This window comes from Variovorax sp. 05L425 (assembly GCF_056397705.1).
The window spans coordinates 102,418-119,423 of record NZ_JBFTNY010000010.1; the positions used below are offsets into that span (position 1 = coordinate 102,418).

At 65.5% G+C, this 17,006-nt stretch carries 20 protein-coding genes; 14 read left to right on the forward strand and 6 right to left on the reverse strand.

Annotated features, from left to right (window positions below; translation table 11 throughout):
• Positions 1-75: 75 nt before the first annotated feature.
• The 3 genes from AC1DN9_RS13595 to AC1DN9_RS13605 form a co-directional block, all read right to left on the reverse strand.
• Positions 76-375 (reverse strand): type II toxin-antitoxin system RelE/ParE family toxin, encoded by a 300-nt coding sequence (locus AC1DN9_RS13595; RefSeq protein ID WP_478100929.1) that lies wholly within the window; start codon positions 373-375, stop codon positions 76-78.
• Positions 376-383: 8 nt separating this feature from the next.
• The gene (locus AC1DN9_RS13600; RefSeq protein WP_478100931.1) at positions 384-668 is read right to left on the reverse strand and encodes a CopG family ribbon-helix-helix protein; all 285 of its coding nucleotides are present in this window, start codon (positions 666-668) and stop codon (positions 384-386) included.
• Between the two features lie 77 nt (positions 669-745).
• Complete coding sequence (locus AC1DN9_RS13605) at positions 746-1,531, reverse strand: IclR family transcriptional regulator domain-containing protein (RefSeq protein ID WP_478100933.1); 786 nt, start codon at positions 1,529-1,531, stop codon at positions 746-748.
• Positions 1,532-1,707: 176 nt separating this feature from the next.
• On the opposite strand from AC1DN9_RS13605, the gene AC1DN9_RS13610 reads away from it, so the two are divergent.
• From AC1DN9_RS13610 to AC1DN9_RS13675, 14 genes are read left to right on the forward strand one after another with little or no spacing between them, the layout of a single operon-like run.
• Positions 1,708-2,631: a shikimate dehydrogenase family protein gene (locus tag AC1DN9_RS13610; protein WP_478100934.1), complete on the forward strand. Its 924-nt coding sequence runs from the start codon at positions 1,708-1,710 to the stop codon at positions 2,629-2,631.
• Between the two features lie 52 nt (positions 2,632-2,683).
• Positions 2,684-4,021, forward strand: a complete 1,338-nt coding sequence (locus AC1DN9_RS13615) for an MFS transporter (protein ID WP_478100936.1) — start codon at positions 2,684-2,686, stop codon at positions 4,019-4,021.
• Positions 4,021-5,511, forward strand: a complete 1,491-nt coding sequence (locus AC1DN9_RS13620; protein ID WP_478100938.1) for a carboxylesterase/lipase family protein — start codon at positions 4,021-4,023, stop codon at positions 5,509-5,511. Before AC1DN9_RS13615 ends, AC1DN9_RS13620 begins: the two co-directional genes overlap by 1 nt.
• 28 nt (positions 5,512-5,539) lie before the next feature.
• Positions 5,540-6,427 (forward strand): sugar phosphate isomerase/epimerase family protein, encoded by an 888-nt coding sequence (locus tag AC1DN9_RS13625; RefSeq protein ID WP_478100940.1) that lies wholly within the window; start codon positions 5,540-5,542, stop codon positions 6,425-6,427.
• Between the two features lie 60 nt (positions 6,428-6,487).
• Positions 6,488-7,651, forward strand: coding sequence for an ABC transporter substrate-binding protein (locus AC1DN9_RS13630; protein WP_478100942.1), 1,164 nt, complete (start codon positions 6,488-6,490; stop codon positions 7,649-7,651).
• A 17-nt stretch (positions 7,652-7,668) separates the two neighbouring features.
• On the forward strand, positions 7,669-8,544 hold the full coding sequence (locus AC1DN9_RS13635) for a branched-chain amino acid ABC transporter permease (RefSeq protein ID WP_478100943.1): 876 nt from the start codon (positions 7,669-7,671) through the stop codon (positions 8,542-8,544).
• The gene (locus tag AC1DN9_RS13640; protein WP_478100945.1) at positions 8,541-9,536 is read left to right on the forward strand and encodes a branched-chain amino acid ABC transporter permease; all 996 of its coding nucleotides are present in this window, start codon (positions 8,541-8,543) and stop codon (positions 9,534-9,536) included. Before AC1DN9_RS13635 ends, AC1DN9_RS13640 begins: the two co-directional genes overlap by 4 nt.
• Before the next feature lie 5 nt (positions 9,537-9,541).
• Complete coding sequence (locus tag AC1DN9_RS13645; protein ID WP_478101123.1) at positions 9,542-10,288, forward strand: ABC transporter ATP-binding protein; 747 nt, start codon at positions 9,542-9,544, stop codon at positions 10,286-10,288.
• Between the two features lies 1 nt (position 10,289).
• Positions 10,290-11,036, forward strand: a complete 747-nt coding sequence (locus tag AC1DN9_RS13650) for an ABC transporter ATP-binding protein (protein WP_478100947.1) — start codon at positions 10,290-10,292, stop codon at positions 11,034-11,036.
• Positions 11,037-11,055: 19 nt separating this feature from the next.
• On the forward strand, positions 11,056-11,889 hold the full coding sequence (locus AC1DN9_RS13655; RefSeq protein WP_478100949.1) for a shikimate dehydrogenase family protein: 834 nt from the start codon (positions 11,056-11,058) through the stop codon (positions 11,887-11,889).
• A gap of 27 nt (positions 11,890-11,916) precedes the next feature.
• Complete coding sequence (gene pcaB / locus AC1DN9_RS13660) at positions 11,917-13,128, forward strand: 3-carboxy-cis,cis-muconate cycloisomerase (RefSeq protein WP_478100951.1); 1,212 nt, start codon at positions 11,917-11,919, stop codon at positions 13,126-13,128.
• Positions 13,125-13,547, forward strand: a complete 423-nt coding sequence (locus AC1DN9_RS13665) for a carboxymuconolactone decarboxylase family protein (RefSeq protein WP_478100953.1) — start codon at positions 13,125-13,127, stop codon at positions 13,545-13,547. The genes pcaB and AC1DN9_RS13665 overlap by 4 nt, the downstream gene beginning before the upstream one ends.
• Positions 13,544-14,752, forward strand: a complete 1,209-nt coding sequence (locus tag AC1DN9_RS13670; RefSeq protein WP_478100955.1) for a multidrug effflux MFS transporter — start codon at positions 13,544-13,546, stop codon at positions 14,750-14,752. Before AC1DN9_RS13665 ends, AC1DN9_RS13670 begins: the two co-directional genes overlap by 4 nt.
• Complete coding sequence (locus AC1DN9_RS13675) at positions 14,749-15,513, forward strand: alpha/beta fold hydrolase (RefSeq protein WP_478100957.1); 765 nt, start codon at positions 14,749-14,751, stop codon at positions 15,511-15,513. The genes AC1DN9_RS13670 and AC1DN9_RS13675 overlap by 4 nt, the downstream gene beginning before the upstream one ends.
• 15 nt (positions 15,514-15,528) lie before the next feature.
• Here AC1DN9_RS13675 and uraH (AC1DN9_RS13680) read toward each other — a convergent pair whose 3' ends face one another.
• The 3 genes from uraH (AC1DN9_RS13680) to uraD are packed head-to-tail and all read right to left on the reverse strand — an operon-like array spanning position 15,529 to position 16,979.
• Positions 15,529-15,882 carry a hydroxyisourate hydrolase gene (gene uraH, locus AC1DN9_RS13680; RefSeq protein WP_478100959.1) on the reverse strand — a complete coding sequence of 118 codons (354 nt, stop codon included), beginning with the start codon at positions 15,880-15,882 and terminating at the stop codon, positions 15,529-15,531.
• Between the two features lie 39 nt (positions 15,883-15,921).
• Positions 15,922-16,407 carry a hydroxyisourate hydrolase gene (gene uraH, locus AC1DN9_RS13685; RefSeq protein WP_478100961.1) on the reverse strand — a complete coding sequence of 162 codons (486 nt, stop codon included), beginning with the start codon at positions 16,405-16,407 and terminating at the stop codon, positions 15,922-15,924.
• Positions 16,408-16,433: 26 nt separating this feature from the next.
• The gene (gene uraD / locus AC1DN9_RS13690; RefSeq protein WP_478100964.1) at positions 16,434-16,979 is read right to left on the reverse strand and encodes a 2-oxo-4-hydroxy-4-carboxy-5-ureidoimidazoline decarboxylase; all 546 of its coding nucleotides are present in this window, start codon (positions 16,977-16,979) and stop codon (positions 16,434-16,436) included.
• Positions 16,980-17,006: the final 27 nt, after the last annotated feature.

Below are 17,006 nucleotides of genomic sequence, written 5' to 3' on the forward strand. Positions count from 1 at the left end.
CGGCGCTTTCGCGAGGGATTGCCCCGCCTTTTATGGCTACGTAAGAGATTGCACGATACGCATGCCGGCAGGCCACTAAGGCTTGCGCCTGTGACCCGCTTCGCGCTGATGGCGCAATGCAAGGACGAAGACGGTGTCGATATCGGCGACATGGCGGTAGAGCGCAACGTAGGCTCGCGATCCCTGGCCGATGAGCAGTTCCCGTTTGGCGCCTTTGACAGGCCGGCCAATAAGGGGACTGTGAGCCAGGATTTCTATCGCCTGCATGATCTCGCCCAGGCGTTGCGGGATGTCGGTGGCTTCGAAACGCGTCAGGTGGTCGATAAAGCGGTCGAAGTCATCGAGCACTTCGGGAGCGAGTTCGATTCGCGTCATCCCGGAGGTCAGCGTCCCAGCTTTTGGGCTAGCGGCTTCATGGGCTTCTCGCCTCGGCCTCGGGCGGCAAGATACTTTTTCGTATCGTCCCAGGACACGGTCTTTCCGGTCGCCACCACTTTCGACCAGCGCTTGCCGGCAATGCGATGGATCTCCTCTTCCGCTTCGAGCTGTTCCACGGTCTGGGCGACGGCTTCGACGATGAATGCATGAGCAGTCTTGCCTGCCCTGTCGGCTGCGGCAGCGATCCGTTCTTTCAAGTTGTCGTCAATGCGAATGGTGGTGGTGGACATATGGATTCCCCGGTAGGGGGTTACTGTAGCACTCCTGTGCTACAGCCAGAATCGAGAGACTCCTCCTGGTCCTGACCCTAAATCAAGCTCCGCATCGCCTGCGCGGTTTCGCGCAAGACAGGGAGGACGCGGGCGACCGCGTCCTCGCTGCTTTCATGGCCCATGGGCATCGTCACGTTGAGCGCGCCGACGAGATCGCCATGCCGATCGCGCAGCGGCACCGCGATGCCGCGTGAATTCAGATCCAGTTGCTGTTCCGACAATGCCCACCCCTGCGCGCGGATGCGGGCCAGTTCGAGCTTCATCCGTTCCTTGCTCGAGATGGTGTGCGACGTGAAGACCGCGAGCTCGCGCGCTTCGAGCCAGGCGCTGCGTTCCTCGTCGCTGCGCATGGCCAGCATCAGCATGCCGGAGGCGGTCACCTGCGCCGGCACGCGCGCACCCAGCACGTAGCCCGTGCTCATGCTGCGGTTCGGGCCGTTGCGCGCGATGTAGACGACCTCGTCGCCGTCCATCACGCTGAGGTAGGCGATCTCGTGCGTGCCCGCCGCGACGCGCTGGAGAAAGGGCTGCACGATGCGCGGCAGCCGGGCGGATTCCAGATACGACTGCCCCAACCGCAGCACGCGCGGCGTCAGCCAGAAGAGCTTGCCGTCGCCTGCCACGTAGCCCATGTGCTGCAGCGTGAGCAGGTAGCGGCGAGCGGCGGTGCGGGTCATGCCGGTGCGCTGGCCCGCCTCGCTGGCGGTCATGCGCGGGTGCGCGTCGTCGAAGGCTTCGATGATCGAGACGCCGCGTTCGAGCCCGGCAATCCAGTCGCGCTTGTCGAGGCCGGGCGGGGCGATGGACGTTTCTGCGGTCATATGGCTTCGGGACAAACCCTGGGTTCGTTCGATAATCGATCAGTGTAGTCCGATCATCGAGTTTTCACACGTCCCGATCGGATGAATCGCACGGACTCACCGCTACATTAGCGGCGCTTCCTTGGTGATTCGAGCGATAGTCGAACATTTCCACAGCTGAAGCGAGGCACGATCCCATGTTCCCTTCCATCGTCGGCAGCACGTCTCTCTACCTCCTTCCCGGGGACCCGGTGACGAACGTGCGCCTGCCGCGCATGTTCAACGCCGTCTTCGAGCATTGCAGCATCGACGCCGTGATGGCGCCTGTGCAGGTGGCACGGCGCGATCTGGCGGTCTTCGTCAAGGCGGCTTTCCTGGCCAGGAACGTGCGGGGCATGGCCATCGCGCCGCCGCACAAGCCGCTGCTGGTCGACCTGCTCGACGGCTGCGGGCTCTTCGGCCGCGTGGCGGGCTCGGTCAATGTGGTGCGCCGCATCGACAACGGCGAACTCGAAGGCGACCTGTTCGACGGCGAGGGCCTGCTGGGTGCGCTCGATCGCTACAACATCCCGTTTCGCGGCAAGCGCGTGCTCATCATCGGCGCCGGCGTGAGCGCCGCGGCGATCGGTGTCGCGCTGGCGGAAGGCGGCACGGTCAACGGTGCCGAGCACATCGCCTTCCATGACGTCGAGGCCGGCAAGGCGGCCGGTGTCGCGGCCAAGCTCGATTCCTTCTTCGACGCGACCACTGTTGCAGTCGACACCAACGATCCGGCCGGCTATGACCTCGTGGTCAATGCCACTTCGCTGGGCCTGAAGTCCGAAGACCCGCTGCCTGTTGACGTCGCACGCATGGATTCGCACGCCGCGCTGTTCGACATCCTCCTGCGCAACCAGCCCACGCCGCTGGTGCGCGCCGCACGCGAGCGAGGACTCAACGCCCAGGCCGGCTTCGAGATGCTGATCCAGCAGATGCCGCATTACCTCGACTTCTTCGGCCACAAGGAGGCCGCGAACGTGGTCCGGCACGACGCGGACTTTCTCCGCGAGCTGATCTATCCCGCCGCGATGGCCGACGAAATCCATCAACCGCTGCGCTACCACTCGGCCAGCGTTGCCTAGCGTCAACGCTTTGTTCATTCGACCCACAACTATCTTCAAGGAGAGACACCATATGGCCATCACGATGAATGCGTCGACGACGGACGCCCGAGGGGTTCACGAGCCCGAGGTCGTCAAGACACCGCGCAAGGCGGCTTTCGCAAGCTGGATCGGCAGCGCCGTCGAGTACTACGACTTCTTCATCTACGGCACTGCGGCTGCGCTCGTATTCGGAAAGATCTTCTTCCCGTCGGTCGACCCCAAGCTCGCCACGGTGGCGGCCTTCGCCACCTTCGGCGTCGGCTACATCACGCGCCCGATCGGCGCTTTCTTCATGGGCCACGTCGGCGACAAGTTCGGCCGCAAGAAAGTCCTGACCTTCACGCTATTGCTGATGGGCCTGTCGACCTTCCTGATCGGCCTCCTGCCGACCTACAACCAGGTCGGCATGGCCGCGCCGATCATGCTGGTGATCCTTCGCCTGCTGCAGGGCCTCTCGGCTGCCGGCGAACAGGCCGGGGCCAATTCGATGACGCTGGAACACGCGCCGGACCACCGCCGCGCGTTCTTCACGAGCTTCACGCTGAGCGGCACGCAGATGGGCTTCATCCTGGCCACGATCGTGTTCCTGCCGATCTCCGGCTTGCCTGAGGAGCAGTTGCTGTCCTGGGGCTGGCGCATTCCGTTCTTCCTCAGTGCGGTCGTGGTCGCCGTCGGCTTCTGGGTTCGTCGCACGCTGCCCGAAACACCGGCTTTCAAGGAAGAAGCCGAGGCCCACGAGACCGTCAAGCTGCCTGCCGCGGTGCTCTTCCGCGATCACACGCCGGCCGTGCTGCGCGTGATCTTCGGCGCCCTGGTGTCGGTCGTGAGCACGATCTTCGGCCTGTTCGTTCTCTCGTATGCGGTGAACACGGTGCACATTCCCCGCGCCACGATGCTCACGCTGCTGGTCTGCAGCAACGTCGTCGCGCTGGCTGCGATTCCGCTCTGGGCCATCCTGGCCGACCGCATCGGCCGCAAGCCGGTCTTCATCTTCGGCGCGCTGGGCTGCGCGGTGCTGATCTGGCCGACGCTGTGGGCCATCAGCCAGGGTGATCTGATGTTGATCTTCATCTTCGGCCTGCTGACGTCCGGCATCGTCTACAGCGCGTCGAACGCCATCTGGCCTTCGCTCTATGGCGAGATGTTCGACACCCGCGTGCGGCTTTCGGGCATGGCGATCGGCACGCAGATCGGCTTCGCGCTCGGCGGCTTCGCGCCGAGCATCAGCGCGGCGATCATGGGTGAAGGCCCGAACGGCTGGATGCCTGTGGCTGCGCTGGTGACTGTCTCGTGTCTCGTCTCGTCGGCCGCGATCTTCACGGCACGCGAGACCTACAAAGTCCCGATGAACCAACTCGGCAAGAAGTGATGTCCACGTCTGCTGCATTCACGGATAGCGCGGTGCGCGTGGACGGCGGCATATTGGCCGGCGTGTCCGATCCGGTGATAGGCGTGCGGGCCTACCTCGGCGTGCCGTTCGCCGCGCCGCCGGTGGGCGAGCTGCGCTGGCGTCCGCCTTCGCCCGTGCTGGCGTGGGACGATGTGCGCAAGGCCGACAGCTTTGCGCCCCAGTGCGTGCAGCCGGGCCGTGCCGCCGATTCGGTCTACGCCGAGTTCGCCGGCGAGCAGGCGATGAGCGAGGACTGCCTCTACCTGAATGTGTGGACGCCGGCGAAGACGCCCACCGACGCATTGCCCGTGATGGTCTGGATCCACGGCGGCGCCTTCCAGCAGGGGTCCGCGGCGAATCCGGTGTTCGTGCGCGGCAACCTGACGGCACAGGGCGTGGTGCTGGTCACGATCAACTACCGACTCGGGCCTTTCGGATTCATGGCCCACCCCGAATTGACCGCCGAAGGGCAGGGGGCCTCGGGTAACTACGGCTTGCAGGACATGGCCGCCGCGTTGGGTTGGGTCGAGCGCAACATCGCGGCATTCGGGGGCGACCCTGCGAAGGTCACGGTGTTCGGCCAGTCCGCCGGAGCGCATGGCGTGATCGCGTTGATGGCGTCGCCCGAAGCGCGCGGCCTTTTCAGGTATGCCATTGCGCAAAGCTTCGGCATCAGCCGCACGGAGAACCTCGCGTCGGGCGAAGCGCAGGGCGTCCGCTTCGCCGAAGGTGCGGGCGCAGGAAACGTGGCGGCGCTGCGTGACCTGAGCGCCGACGAACTCCTTCGTCGTTACCTCGCGCAATCCGAGCGCTTCATGCCGATCGCCGACGGTCGCTTCCTGCCCAAGCCCCTGGCCGACATCTACGCCGCGGGCGAGCAGCAGGCCGTTCCACTGTTGACTGGCTGGGTCCGCGACGAGGGCACCGCGTTCCCCGCCGCAGCGAACGCCGAGGCCTTCCACCTGCAGCTGAAAGAGCGCTTCGGCGACCGCGCAGAGACTGCCGAGAAGCTCTACCCCGCCGGCGATGACGCGCAGGCGAAGAAGTCGAGTCGGGAATTGTTCGGTGACGAACTTTTCGCCGCAGGTGTGCATGCTGCCGCGCGCGCACAGGCGCGGATCGCGCCCACCTACGTCTATCACTTCGCACATCTGCAGCCCTTCAAGGCGGGACAACACTATCGGGAGGCGAATCCCGCCACGGCGCTCGGTGTGTTCCACAGTTCCGAATACCCTTACATCTTCGGCACCACGCGCGAACTGACACGCGATTGGGCCGAAGACGACGACCGCATGACGACGCTCATGCAGGCGATCTGGAGCCGCTTCGCGAAGACCGGCAATCCGAATGCCGAGGGCCTGCCGCAATGGCCGCTGTTCCAGGACGGCGGCCGCACGATCCTCCAGCTCCAGTCCGAGCCGACACTCGTCGACCTGCCGCGCGCCACGCATCTTTCCTTCGTGGCCTGACCTTCCACCCTTCAAGACCGAGACCCCCATGGCTATCGCCCTCGACCGCTTCGGCTTCAACACTGTCACCATGGGTGGCGAACTCGACCACAAGCTGGAGTGCATGAAGGCAGCCGGCTTCTCGGGGGTCGAGCTGTGGGCGCGTGACCTGATCAACCACCCCGCGGGTGTCGAGAAGGCCGCGCAGCTGGTCAAGCAGAGCGGCCTCAAGGTCACCGACTTCCAACCACTGCGCGACTTCGAATGCGCGCCCGACGCCATGCGCCCGCACCGGCTCGAAATGGCGCGCGAGCAACTGCGGCAGATGGCGCTGGTCGATACCGATCTGCTGCTGTGCTGCTCGACCACGTCGCCGCTCGCCATCGACGATCCCGACCGCGCCGCCGAAGACCTGCGCACGCTCGCCACGCTGGCGACGCCGCTGGGCATCCGCATCTGCTACGAGGCGCTCTCGTGGGGACGGCACACCAACCGCTGGTATCAGGCGTGGGACATCGTGCGCCGCTGCGACCGCGAGAACGTGGGCCTCAACCTCGATTTCTTCCACATGTCCGTGCACGGCGACGACACCGAAGAAACGCTCGCCCAACTGGCCGAAGTACCGGTGGAGAAGATCTTCCTGGTGCAGCTGGCCGACTATTTCTTCGAATACAGCGACCGTCAGGCCGACATGATCGAACTCGCGCGCCACCAGCGGCTGTTCCCGGGCGAGGGCCTGCACGACGTGCGCGACTTCGTGCAGTTGCTCGAGGACAAGGGCTATCGCGGCTACTACACCTTCGAGGTGTTCAACGACGACTATGTGAACTCCGACCCGATGGTGGTCGGTGAGCGTGCCATGAAGAGCGCGCGCTGGATCAGCGAATCGCATGTTGCCGGCGGAGGGCCGGTGCGCGTGCCATCAGCCTCGCCATAGACAACAACGACAACAAGAATTTTTTCCGTGCTTTCATCAACCACAAACGAGGAGACTTCAATGCCCATTCACAAACCCCGCCGCTTCGCGATCCGCCTGGCTGCCGCTTGCGCATTCGCGGCCTGTGCCGCCGGCGCTTTCGCGCAGGACACCATCAAGGTGGCCAACATCCAGGAGCTGTCCGGCACCGGCGCCACCGCCGGCACCAACTTCAAGAACGGTGTCGAACTGGCGATCAAGGAAATCAATGCCGCCGGCGGCATCATGGGCAAGAAGATCGAAAGCGCGATCAGCGACACGCAATCCAACCCGGGTATCGCCAAGGCGATGGCCACCAAGGCAGTCGACAACGACGTGATCGCCGTCTTCGGACCCGGCTTCTCGGGCTCGATGATCGTCAGCATGGCCGAAACCCGCCGTGGCGAGACGCCCAACTTCACCGGCGCCGAGGCGACCGCCATCACCGCGCAGGGCAATCCCTTCGTCTTCCGCACGAGCTTCTCGCAGGTCAATGCCATGCCCAAGCTCGCGCGCTATGTGGCGGCCAATATCAAGGCCAAGACCGTCGCGGTGGTCTTCGTCAACAACGACTTCGGCAAGGGCGGGCGCGAAGCCTTCATCAAATCGGCCGAAGCCAACGGCATCAAGGTCGTAGCCGACATCTCGACCGAACCGGGCCAGGTCGACTGGTCCGCGCCGGTGCTCAAGGCCAAGCAGAGCAATGCCGACGCGGTCTTCGTCTACACCAACGAAGAAGAATCCGCGCGCGCGCTTCGCGAGCTGCGCAAGCAGGGCTGGAGCAAGCCGATCCTCGGCGAGACCGTGCTGCCGAGCCAGAAGGTGATCGAACTCGCGGGAGAGTCCGCCAATGGCGCGTTGGCCCACGTCGGCCTCACGGTGGATGCGCCGATCCCGTCGATGCGTGCCTTCCGCGCCAAGTTCGAGAAGGAATACAAGTACATCCCCGATCACAACGGCATCAAGGGCTACACCAGCGTCTACATGTTCAAGGCCGGTGTCGAAAAGGCCGGCAAGCTCGACCGCGTCGCCATCGCCAAGGCGCTGCACGGTTTGTCGATCTCGGCGGCCAAGGAGCCGGGCGTGTTGATGGACGTGACCATCGATGAAAAGGGAGACCTCGATCGTGAGAGCTTCATCGTCGAAGTGAAGAACGGCAAGCAGGAGGTCAAGGAGATCCTGCCTGCACTGGGCAAGAAGCTGTAAGGGTCCGGCCGGGCGCCATGACCGATTTTCTGCAGCTCTTTTTCTCGGGACTTGCCACCGGCGCGATCTACGCGCTGGCGGCGCTCGGGTTCACGCTGCTGTGGCAGGCCAGCGGCACCATCAACTTCGCCCAGGGCGAGTTCGTGATGCTGCCGGCGTTCGCCATGCTGGCGTTTCTCTCGTTCGGCGCGCCGCTCGGGCTGAGCTTCGTGCTGACCGTCTTCGTCGCGGTGTTCGTGCTGGGCTGGCTGTTCAAGCGCGGCCTGGTCGATCCACTCTTCAAGTACGGAATGATGCCGATCGTGGTGGCCACCATCGGCCTGTCGATCGCGATGCGCAACGGCGTTCGCGCCGCATACAGCGCAGAGGCGCAGCCTTTCCCGAGCCTGTTTGCGGACAAGCTCTTCAACGTGGCGGGCGTGACGGTCACGCTGTCGGACCTCGGCACCTTCGCGCTCGCCGTGGCGATCGTGCTGGCGACGCAGTCCTTCCTCTCGAAGACAGTGACAGGCCGCGCGATGCAGGCGGTGGCGCAGAACACCGAGAGCGCGAGCGTGCTGGGCATCAACGTGCCGCGCATGGTCTTCTATACCTTCGCGATCAATGCCGCACTCGCGGTGGCGGCGGCGCTGCTGATCACGCCGACCTACCTCGCCAAGTTCGACATGGGCGAGAGCCTGGGCAACAAGGCCTTCTTCGCCGCCATCATCGGCGGCTTCAACAATTCGCGCGGGGCCTTGCTGGGCGGCCTGATCGTCGGCGTGGCGGAGAACCTCGCCGCGGCCTACATCTCGCCGGCCTACAAGGACGCGGTGGCGCTGGTCATCTTCATGATCGTGATCCTGTTCAAGCCGCAAGGCCTCCTCGGCCGGAAAGAGGAGCGCAAGGTATGAGAAAGCTCAACACGCTCCTGATGGCCGCGGCGCTGGCCGCGATGCTGATCGCGCCGCAGTTCCTCAAGAACTTCGGCATCTACCTGCTGAGCTACTGGCTTGTCTTCATCATTGCCACGATGGGGCTCAACCTCACCGTGGGCTATGCGGGGCAGAAGTCACTCGGCCATGCGGCGTTCCTGGGCATCGGCGCATACACGGTGGCGCTGCTGCTCAAGACGGGTGTCAGCTTCTGGCTGGGCCTTCCGGCCGCGGCGGTGCTGTGCTTCGCGGTGGGACTGGTGCTCGGTTTCCCGGCTTTGCGCGTGCAGACCATCTACCTGGCCTTCGCGACGCTGGGCTTCAACACGGCGATCTGGCTGGTGATGCGGAACGAGGAATGGCTGACCGGCGGCACCTTCGGCATCAACAACATCGCACGTCCCTCGTTGTTCGGACTGTCGCTCGAAGGCAACCGGGCCTACTACTACCTCGTGTTGGCGGTGGCCGTGCTGCTGGCTCTGCTGCTCTGGGGGCTGTTGCGTTCACCCTGGGGCAAGGCCTTCACGGCGCTGCGCGACAACCCCATCCGTGCCGAGAGCCTCGGCATCAGCGTGCGCGGCTACACACTGCTGAGCTTCGCGATCGGTGCCGCCTATGCGGGCGTTGCCGGCGGGCTCTTCGCTTCGCTGGTCCAGTTCATCGAACCCGCGCCGTTCACCGTCGCAGCGTCGATCATGATGTACCTGATGGTGGTGGTCGGCGGTCCGGGCTACTTCTGGGGCCCTGTGCTGGGCGCTGCCGTGGGCGTGGTGCTGCCGGAGTGGCTGCGCGACGTGCCCGGCGTGGCCGACTGGTATTTGCCGCTGTTCGGCGCCTCGGTCGTGGTGCTGATGGTCTGGCTGCCCGACGGGCTGCTGTCGATCCCCGATCGCATCAAGGCGCGGCGCGAGTCGCGTGAGGCATCGGCGGCCCGAGCGGCGGTCGCGCAACGAGCGGGGGCTTCGACATGAGCGGCATGCTTCCTCCCGTGTTGCGCGTGACCGACCTGCGCAAATCCTACGGCGCCATCCAGGCCGTCGGCGGCGTGAGTTTCGAGGTGCGCCCGGGCGAGATCTTCGGCGTGATCGGCCCCAATGGCTCGGGCAAGACGACGCTCTTCAACAGCATGCTGGGCCAGATCAGGCCCGACAGCGGGCGCATCGAGCTCAACGGCGACGATGTGACGAAGCTCGGTCCGATGCAACTCAACCGCCGCGGCGTCGGCCGCACCTTCCAGACGCTGCAAGTCTTCGGCAAGATGACCGTGCGCGAAAACCTCATCGTTGCTGCGCAGGAGCATCATGGAACGATGTGGAGCCGCATGTTCGCGCCGGGCGATTCGGGGCTGGGCGGAAAGGCCGATGCGCTGATCAACCAGTTCCGTATCCAGCATGTCGCCGACAAGAAGGCCGGCACGCTGTCTTATGGGCAGCAGAAGCTGGTGGACATCGGCATGGCCTTCATGAGCGACCCCGACCTGGTGCTGCTCGACGAACCTTGCGCCGGCGTCAATCCGAGTCTCGTCGGCGGCCTCTCATCGCTGCTGAAGGAACTCAACCGCACGCGCAAGGGCAGTTTTGTCGTGATCGAACACAACATGGACTTCGTGATGGACCTGTGTCATCGCATCATGGTGATGGTCGAGGGCAAGGTCATGGCCATCGGCACACCGGCGGAGATCCGCGCGAACAAGCAGGTGCTCGACGCCTACCTTGGTAGCTGAGATGAACAACGACACTTGCATCGAGTTCGACAACGTCCTCGCCGGCTACAAGGATTTCATGATCCTTAACAACCTGTCGTTCAAGGCCAGGCGCGGCAAGATCACCTTGCTGCTGGGCCCCAACGGCGCCGGCAAGTCCACGGTGCTCAAGACACTGTTCGGCCTGCTCAAGGTGCGGCAGGGTTCGATCCGGCTCGATGGCCAGGACATCACAGGCGCCAGCGCCAAGGACCTGCTGGTGAAGCACGGCGTGGCCTTCGTGCCGCAGGGGCGCAATCTCTTCGGCCAGCTGACGGCCTACGAGAACCTCGAACTCGGCGGCATCACGCTGGGCATGAAGACCACCCACGAGCGCATTCCCGAGGTGTTGGAACTCTTCCCACGCGTGAAGGAGCGCATGCACAGCGCCGCCGCATCGCTTTCCGGCGGCGAGCAGAAGCAGCTCGAAGTGGGGCGCGCCTTGCTGTTGCGGCCCAGGGTGATCTTGATCGACGAACCGTCCATTGGCTTGTCGCCCATCCTGGTGCAGGACGTCTTCAGGCTGCTGCGCAAACTGGCTGATGGCGGTACAACGGTGCTGATGGTCGAGCAAAACGTCAAGAGCGCGCTCAAGATGGCTGACGAGGCGATTGCGCTCGAATCAGGCCGCCTCGTGCTGCACAAGCGGGCCGACGAACTGCTGGCCGACCCGAACATCGAACGATTGTTTCTTGGCGGCGCGCATGCGACGGCATCGGCGTCCGTCTGATTTCTCCAAAGGACTCCCCATGATCTCCGGCAAGACTACCCTCATCGCCCATCTCGGCTACCCCACGGAGAGCTTCAAGGCTCCCATGATCTACAACCCCTGGTTCGACCAGCAGGGTATCGACGCGGTGGTGATGCCGATGGGCGTCAAGGCCGAGGTGTATCCGGGCGTGTTCGACGCCTTGTTCAATCTCACCAACATCCGCGGCGCCCTGGTGACCATGCCGCACAAGATCACGACGATGTCATTGGTCGACGAAGTGACGCCCACCGCGAAGATCGCGGGCGCCTGCAATGCGGTGCTCAAGCGCCCCGACGGCACGCTGCTCGGCGACCAGTTCGACGGCGCCGGCTTCGTGCGCGGTGTGCAGCGCAAGGGCCGGTCGCTCGACGGCGCGCGCGTGCTGGTCTCCGGCAGCGGCGGCGTCGGCTCGGCCATCGCGGCGTCGCTGGCCGCAGCAGGCGTCGCGGAAATGGCGCTCTTCGACGCCAGCACGGATTCGGCCGAGGCGCTTGCCGGTCGGCTGCGCGCGCACTATTCGAATCTGAAGGTCACCACCGGCTCCAACGACCCGGCCGGCTTCGACCTGATCGTCAACGCCACGCCGCTGGGCATGAAGGAGGGCGATCCGCTGCCCTTCGACATCAGCCGCATCGCGCCGACGACCTTCGTCGGCGAAGTCGTGATGAAGAGCGAATACACGCCGCTGCTGCGCGCTGCGCGGGACAAGGGCTGCGCGGTGCAGGTAGGCACCGATATGCTGTTCGAGATGATTCCTGCCTATCTCGAATTCTTCGGCTACGGCACCGCCACCCCCGAAGACCTGCGCGCCGTCGCCACGCTGGCCTATTGATCACCGCAGACCACTCCAGCATTCACCATGAGCATTTTCGAGGGCTTCCTCTCCACATCCGAAACGCTGGCCGCATTCAGCGATCGCAACTTCGTCGACGCGATGCTTCGCTTCGAGTCCGCACTCGCGCGCGCGCAGGCGCAACTCGGGCTGATCCCCGAATCGGCCGCCCATTCCATCGTCGGCAGTTGCAAGGTCGAACTGTTCGATGTTGCCAAGATCGTGCGCGACAGCGGCCGGGCCGGCAGCGTCGCAATTCCGCTGGTCAAGAGCCTGAAAGAGGCGGTGGGCCTCTTCAACGCCGACGCCGTGCGTTACGTGCATTTCGGCAGCACCAGCCAGGACGTGATCGATACCGCGATGGCGTTGGTCACGCGTGAGGCGGTCACGCTGATCGAGACCGACCTCGCCAAGGCCGCGCAGGCGCTGCTGCGCCATGCCGAAACGCACGCGACCACGCCCATCCTGGCGCGCACGCTGATGCAACCCGCATCGGTGACGAGCTTCGGTTTCAAGTGCGTCGGCTGGGCGGCGCCGCTGGTGCGCAGCCGCGTACGGATTGCCGCGGCATCGCGAAACGCACTGCACGTGCAACTGGGCGGTGCCGTGGGTACTCTGGCGCAGATGAAGGGGCAGGGGCCGCAGGTGCGCCGCCTCGTCGCCGAGGGACTCGGGCTGGGCGATCCGGGCGCGACCTGGCATACCCAGCGCGACGAATGGATTGCGCTCGGGTGCGAACTGGGCCTCATGGTCGGCAGTCTCGGGAAGATCGCAAAGGACATCGCGCTGATGGGTCAGTACGAGGTTGGCGAGCTGGCGGAGCCCAGCGAGCCGGGGCGGGGCGGCTCGTCGGCGATGCCGCACAAGCGCAATCCGGTGGCATCGATGGTGGCGCTCGCCGCGGCGCAGCGGGCACCCCAGCGCGTGGCGGCGTTGCTGCAAGCCATGCCGCAGGAGCACGAACGCGCACTTGGCGCGTGGCAAGCCGAACTGGCCGAATGGCCGCAATTGCTGATGTCGGCGCACGGCAGTGTTCGTGCACTTGCGGGGGCATTGCCCGGCCTGCAGGTCGACGCGGCGCGGATGCGCTCCAATATCGACCGGCTGCGCGCCGAAGTGTCGCGCGAAGCCGCCGACAATTGGTTCGATCCAGCGCTGGCCGGGCCTGCCGGCGAAATCGCGCTGGCGCAGGTCCTGGTCCTGCAGGCCCAACTCAATACACCCGAATCCTTACCATGACCACCTCTTCCACCCCTGCCGGCGACTACGAATCCGGCCTCGTCAATCGTCGTCGCGTGCTGGGCGACGCCTGGGTCGACAAGTCGCTTGCCAACCGCAATGGCTTCAACAGCGAATTCCAGGAGCTGATCACGCGACACGCCTGGAACGACATCTGGGGCCGGCCCGCGCTGGGCGACAAGACGCGCCGCTACATGGTGCTGTCGATGATGCTCGGCATCCACGCCTACGAGGAGTTCGCAATGCATGTGCGCGCGGCGCTCGACGGGCCGCCCGAGTCGCGCCTCACGCCGGACGACATCAAGGAAGTGATCATGATGGCTGCCATCTACTGCGGCGTGCCCGTGGCCAACCATGCGTTCGGCATCGCTACCGGGATCCTGCGCGAAAAAGGCCTGCTCGCGGACGCACCGAAGTGAACGGGCATGCCGCGCGCAGCGGCATCTCGTTCGCCCTCCTGTTGCCACTGCTGCTGGCGGCCCAGCCGGTCGCGACCGACAGCTACCTGCCGGCGTTGCCGGCCATCGCACAGGATCTTGGCTCTGCAAGTTCGAGCCTGACGGTCTTCGTGCTCGGCTTCGGCCTCGGCCAATTGCCTTGCGGGCTGCTGTCCGACCGCTTCGGGCGCCGTCCCGTTTTGCTGACCGGCCTCGCGCTTTACACCATCGCGGCGCTGGGATGCGCGCTGTCGCCGGGCATCCCGATGCTGGTGACTTGCCGTGCGGTGCAGGGCTTCTCGATGGCGGCCATCCTCGTCTGCGCGCGCGCGGCGGTGCGCGATCTCTATCCGGCACACGAAGGTCCGCACGTGATGGCGCGGGGCCTGACCGGCCTCGGCGTCGTCGGGCTCCTGGCGCCGATCCTGGGCGCGTATGCCGTGCAGGGCCTTGGCTGGCGCTGGGTGCTCGGCGGCATGGCGGTCTACGCGCTGATCCTGTTCGCGATGTGCTTTCACGCTTTCGGCGAAACGCGGGTGAAGGCCGTTGACCCGACCGCGGCGAAGGGCAGTGTGCGCGAAGTCTTCGCGAGCCAGAGTTTTCGCGCTTGGGCCTCGCTCGCCGCGGCGACCTACGGCGGGTTGTTCTGCTTTCTGCTGCTGTCGCCGATGGTCTACATCAGCTACCTCGGGCTCTCGCCCGGCATGTATGGCTGGATTCCGGCGGGCGGTTCGCTCGTCTACATCTTCAGCACCACGCTGTGCCGCCGCCTGCTCACGCGCAGGGGCGCCGTCCGCACGGTGCAACTGGGATCGCGTCTCAGCCTCGCCGGGCCGCTGGTGCAGGCGCTGGGCTGCTGGCTGTTGCCGTTGTCGGCATGGCCGCTGCTGCTGGGCCATGCGATCTATTGCATCGGCCACGGCATTCATCAACCCTGCGGACAGGCCGGCGCCGTCGGCGACTTGCCACACCTGGCCGGCCGCGCCGTCTCGTGGTCGGGTTTTGCGATGATGGCGGTCGCGTTCATCGTCGGCCAGATCGCCGCAAGCTTCGTCAACCCACAATTCAGCAACGGCGCGTGGCCCATGGTGGTGCCCATGGCGCTGGCGGGCGTCGTGCTGGTGCTGATCGCCCACGTGTGGCTGCCACGCTTGCCCACCCACTCACATCGAAAGGAAACACCATGACCCGTTTGAATGTCATCCGCGAGGGCAGTGGCCCCATCGTCGTGCTGAGCCATGCGCTGGGCTGCGACCTGCACATGTGGGACGGTGTCGCCGCGCAACTCGCGCGCTCTCACACGGTGCTGCGTTACGACCATCGCAATCACGGCGCCTCCGAAGTGGTCGCCGGGCCGCACACGGTCGATGACCTGGCCGACGACGCAGCCGAACTGATCGCGCGAGAAGCGGCAGGCGAGCCGGTGCACTTCGTCGGCTTGTCGATGGGCGGCATGACGGCGCAGGCCTTCGCGCCGAAGTATCCGAAGCTGCTCAAGAGCGTGGTGATCGCGAATTCGTCATCGCACTATCCCGATTCCGCGCCGTGGCGTGCGCGTGTCGAGACCGTGCAGGCGCAGGGCGTAGAGGCGATTGCGCCGGGCGCGGTGGCACGCTGGCTCACGCCCGCATTCGTTTCGACGCCGGAAGGCGCAGACGCCGCGCGCGCCTTGACCGAGACGCTGGTCGGAACCGATGCCGCCGGCTACATCGCCAGTTGCAACGCCGTGGCCGCGATCGACTTCCGCGACAGCAACCGCCGCATCGCCGTGCCCACGATGGTGATCGCCGGCACGCGTGACGAAGCCACGCCGCCAGCGATGTCCGAAGCGATGGCTGCGGCCATTCCGGGTTCGCGTCTCACCACCATCGATGCCGCCCACCTGAGCGCCGTCGAGCGGCCCGTCGAGTTCACCCAGCTGCTGGTGGATTTCTGGCGGAGTCTGTGAGGCGCTGCCGCGGGATCAGCTCCCGCGGTAGGTCGAGCAACTCCAGGGCGTGCACAGCATCGGCACGTGGTAGTGCTGCTGCGCATCAAAGATCGCGAAGCGCACCGGCACCGTGTCGAGAAAAGGCGGATCGCTCTCGGCCCCCGGTTGGCGCCGGAAATAGTCGCCGACGTGGAAGACCAGTTCGTATTGCCCGACGCGGGCCGCATCGGGTGCCAGCACCGGCTGGTCGGTGCGGCCGTCGCTGTTGGTGGTGATGCTCTTCACGAGCTTCCAGCCGTCGCCTTCGCGCACCGAGAAATCGATGCGCATGCCGGCGCCCGGGCGCCCGGTGCCGCTGTTGAGTACGTGGGTGGATATGCCGGCCATGATCGTCTCCTTGAATTCGTGCGTGATGTGCGGTGCTGCTCAACTGCCGCGGTAGTACGAGTAGCCCCAGGGCGTGAACAGGATCGCGAGGTGGATGCGCTCCGTCGGATTGGCGATCTGAAAGCGCACCGGCACCTGCGACAGAAAGTTCGGCTTCGGCAACGATGTGCCGCGCGCCGCGAAGTAGTCGTCCAGCTGCAGCAGCAGTTCGTAGCGGCCGGGCTTGTAGCTCTGGTCCACCAGCAGCGGATCGTCGGTGCGCCCGCCACGGTTGGTTTCGAATCGGCGCAGCAAGCGGTAGTCGCTGCCGTCGTACATCGACAACTGCACCTTCATGCCGGCGCCGGGCGAGCCGTTGTGGGTGTCGATCGCATGCATCGTGAGCCGCGGGCTCAGGTTGCTCTGCGAGACGGGCGCGGTCGTGAGGCCGGCCGGCGCGTTCTGCGCGACGGCACTCGTGGCCAGGCTGCCTAGCGCGAGGCCGGCGGGCAGGAAGGCGCGGCGGGTGAGGGCGGGCGAAGTCATGGTGTCTTGTCTCCTTTGTTTCGTGGCTAGGCGACCGCCGTCGCCAGCAGCCTGCCGAGCCGCAGGCGCGTGATGATCGCGATCTGGTCCAGCGCGGCTTCGATTTCGGTGTCGGTGTCGCGCTCGGTGCGCGTGCGCAGCGCCTCGAAGATCTGCGTTCGCGTGTTGGCGAGCACGGCGATGATGAAAGGAAAGCCATGCTTCGCCGCATACGCGGCGTTGAGCGCGCGCAGCGTCTGCAACTGCTCGCGGCTGAGTGCATTCAGGCCGGCCTGCTCAGTCGTGGAGTGGCCCGTCATGGTGCCGGCCTGGGCTTCCTTGCCGGCCAGCTCGGGGTGCATGCGCAGGAAGTCGATGCGCACCTCGCGGGACGTCGCCCGCACCACGCCGATCATCGCGCGGTGCAGATGGTCGATACTCATGAACGGACGCTCGGCCCAGGCTTCGGTTGCCACCCATGGCGAGTGTTCGAACACACCGCCCAGAGCGGCGACGAAGCGCACGCGATCGAGCCTGTTGATGTCGGCCAGCGTCAAATCCGGCGCTTCGGCGGTACGCAGCACGGCACTCATAAGCTAACCTCCGTGCTGCGCATTTCG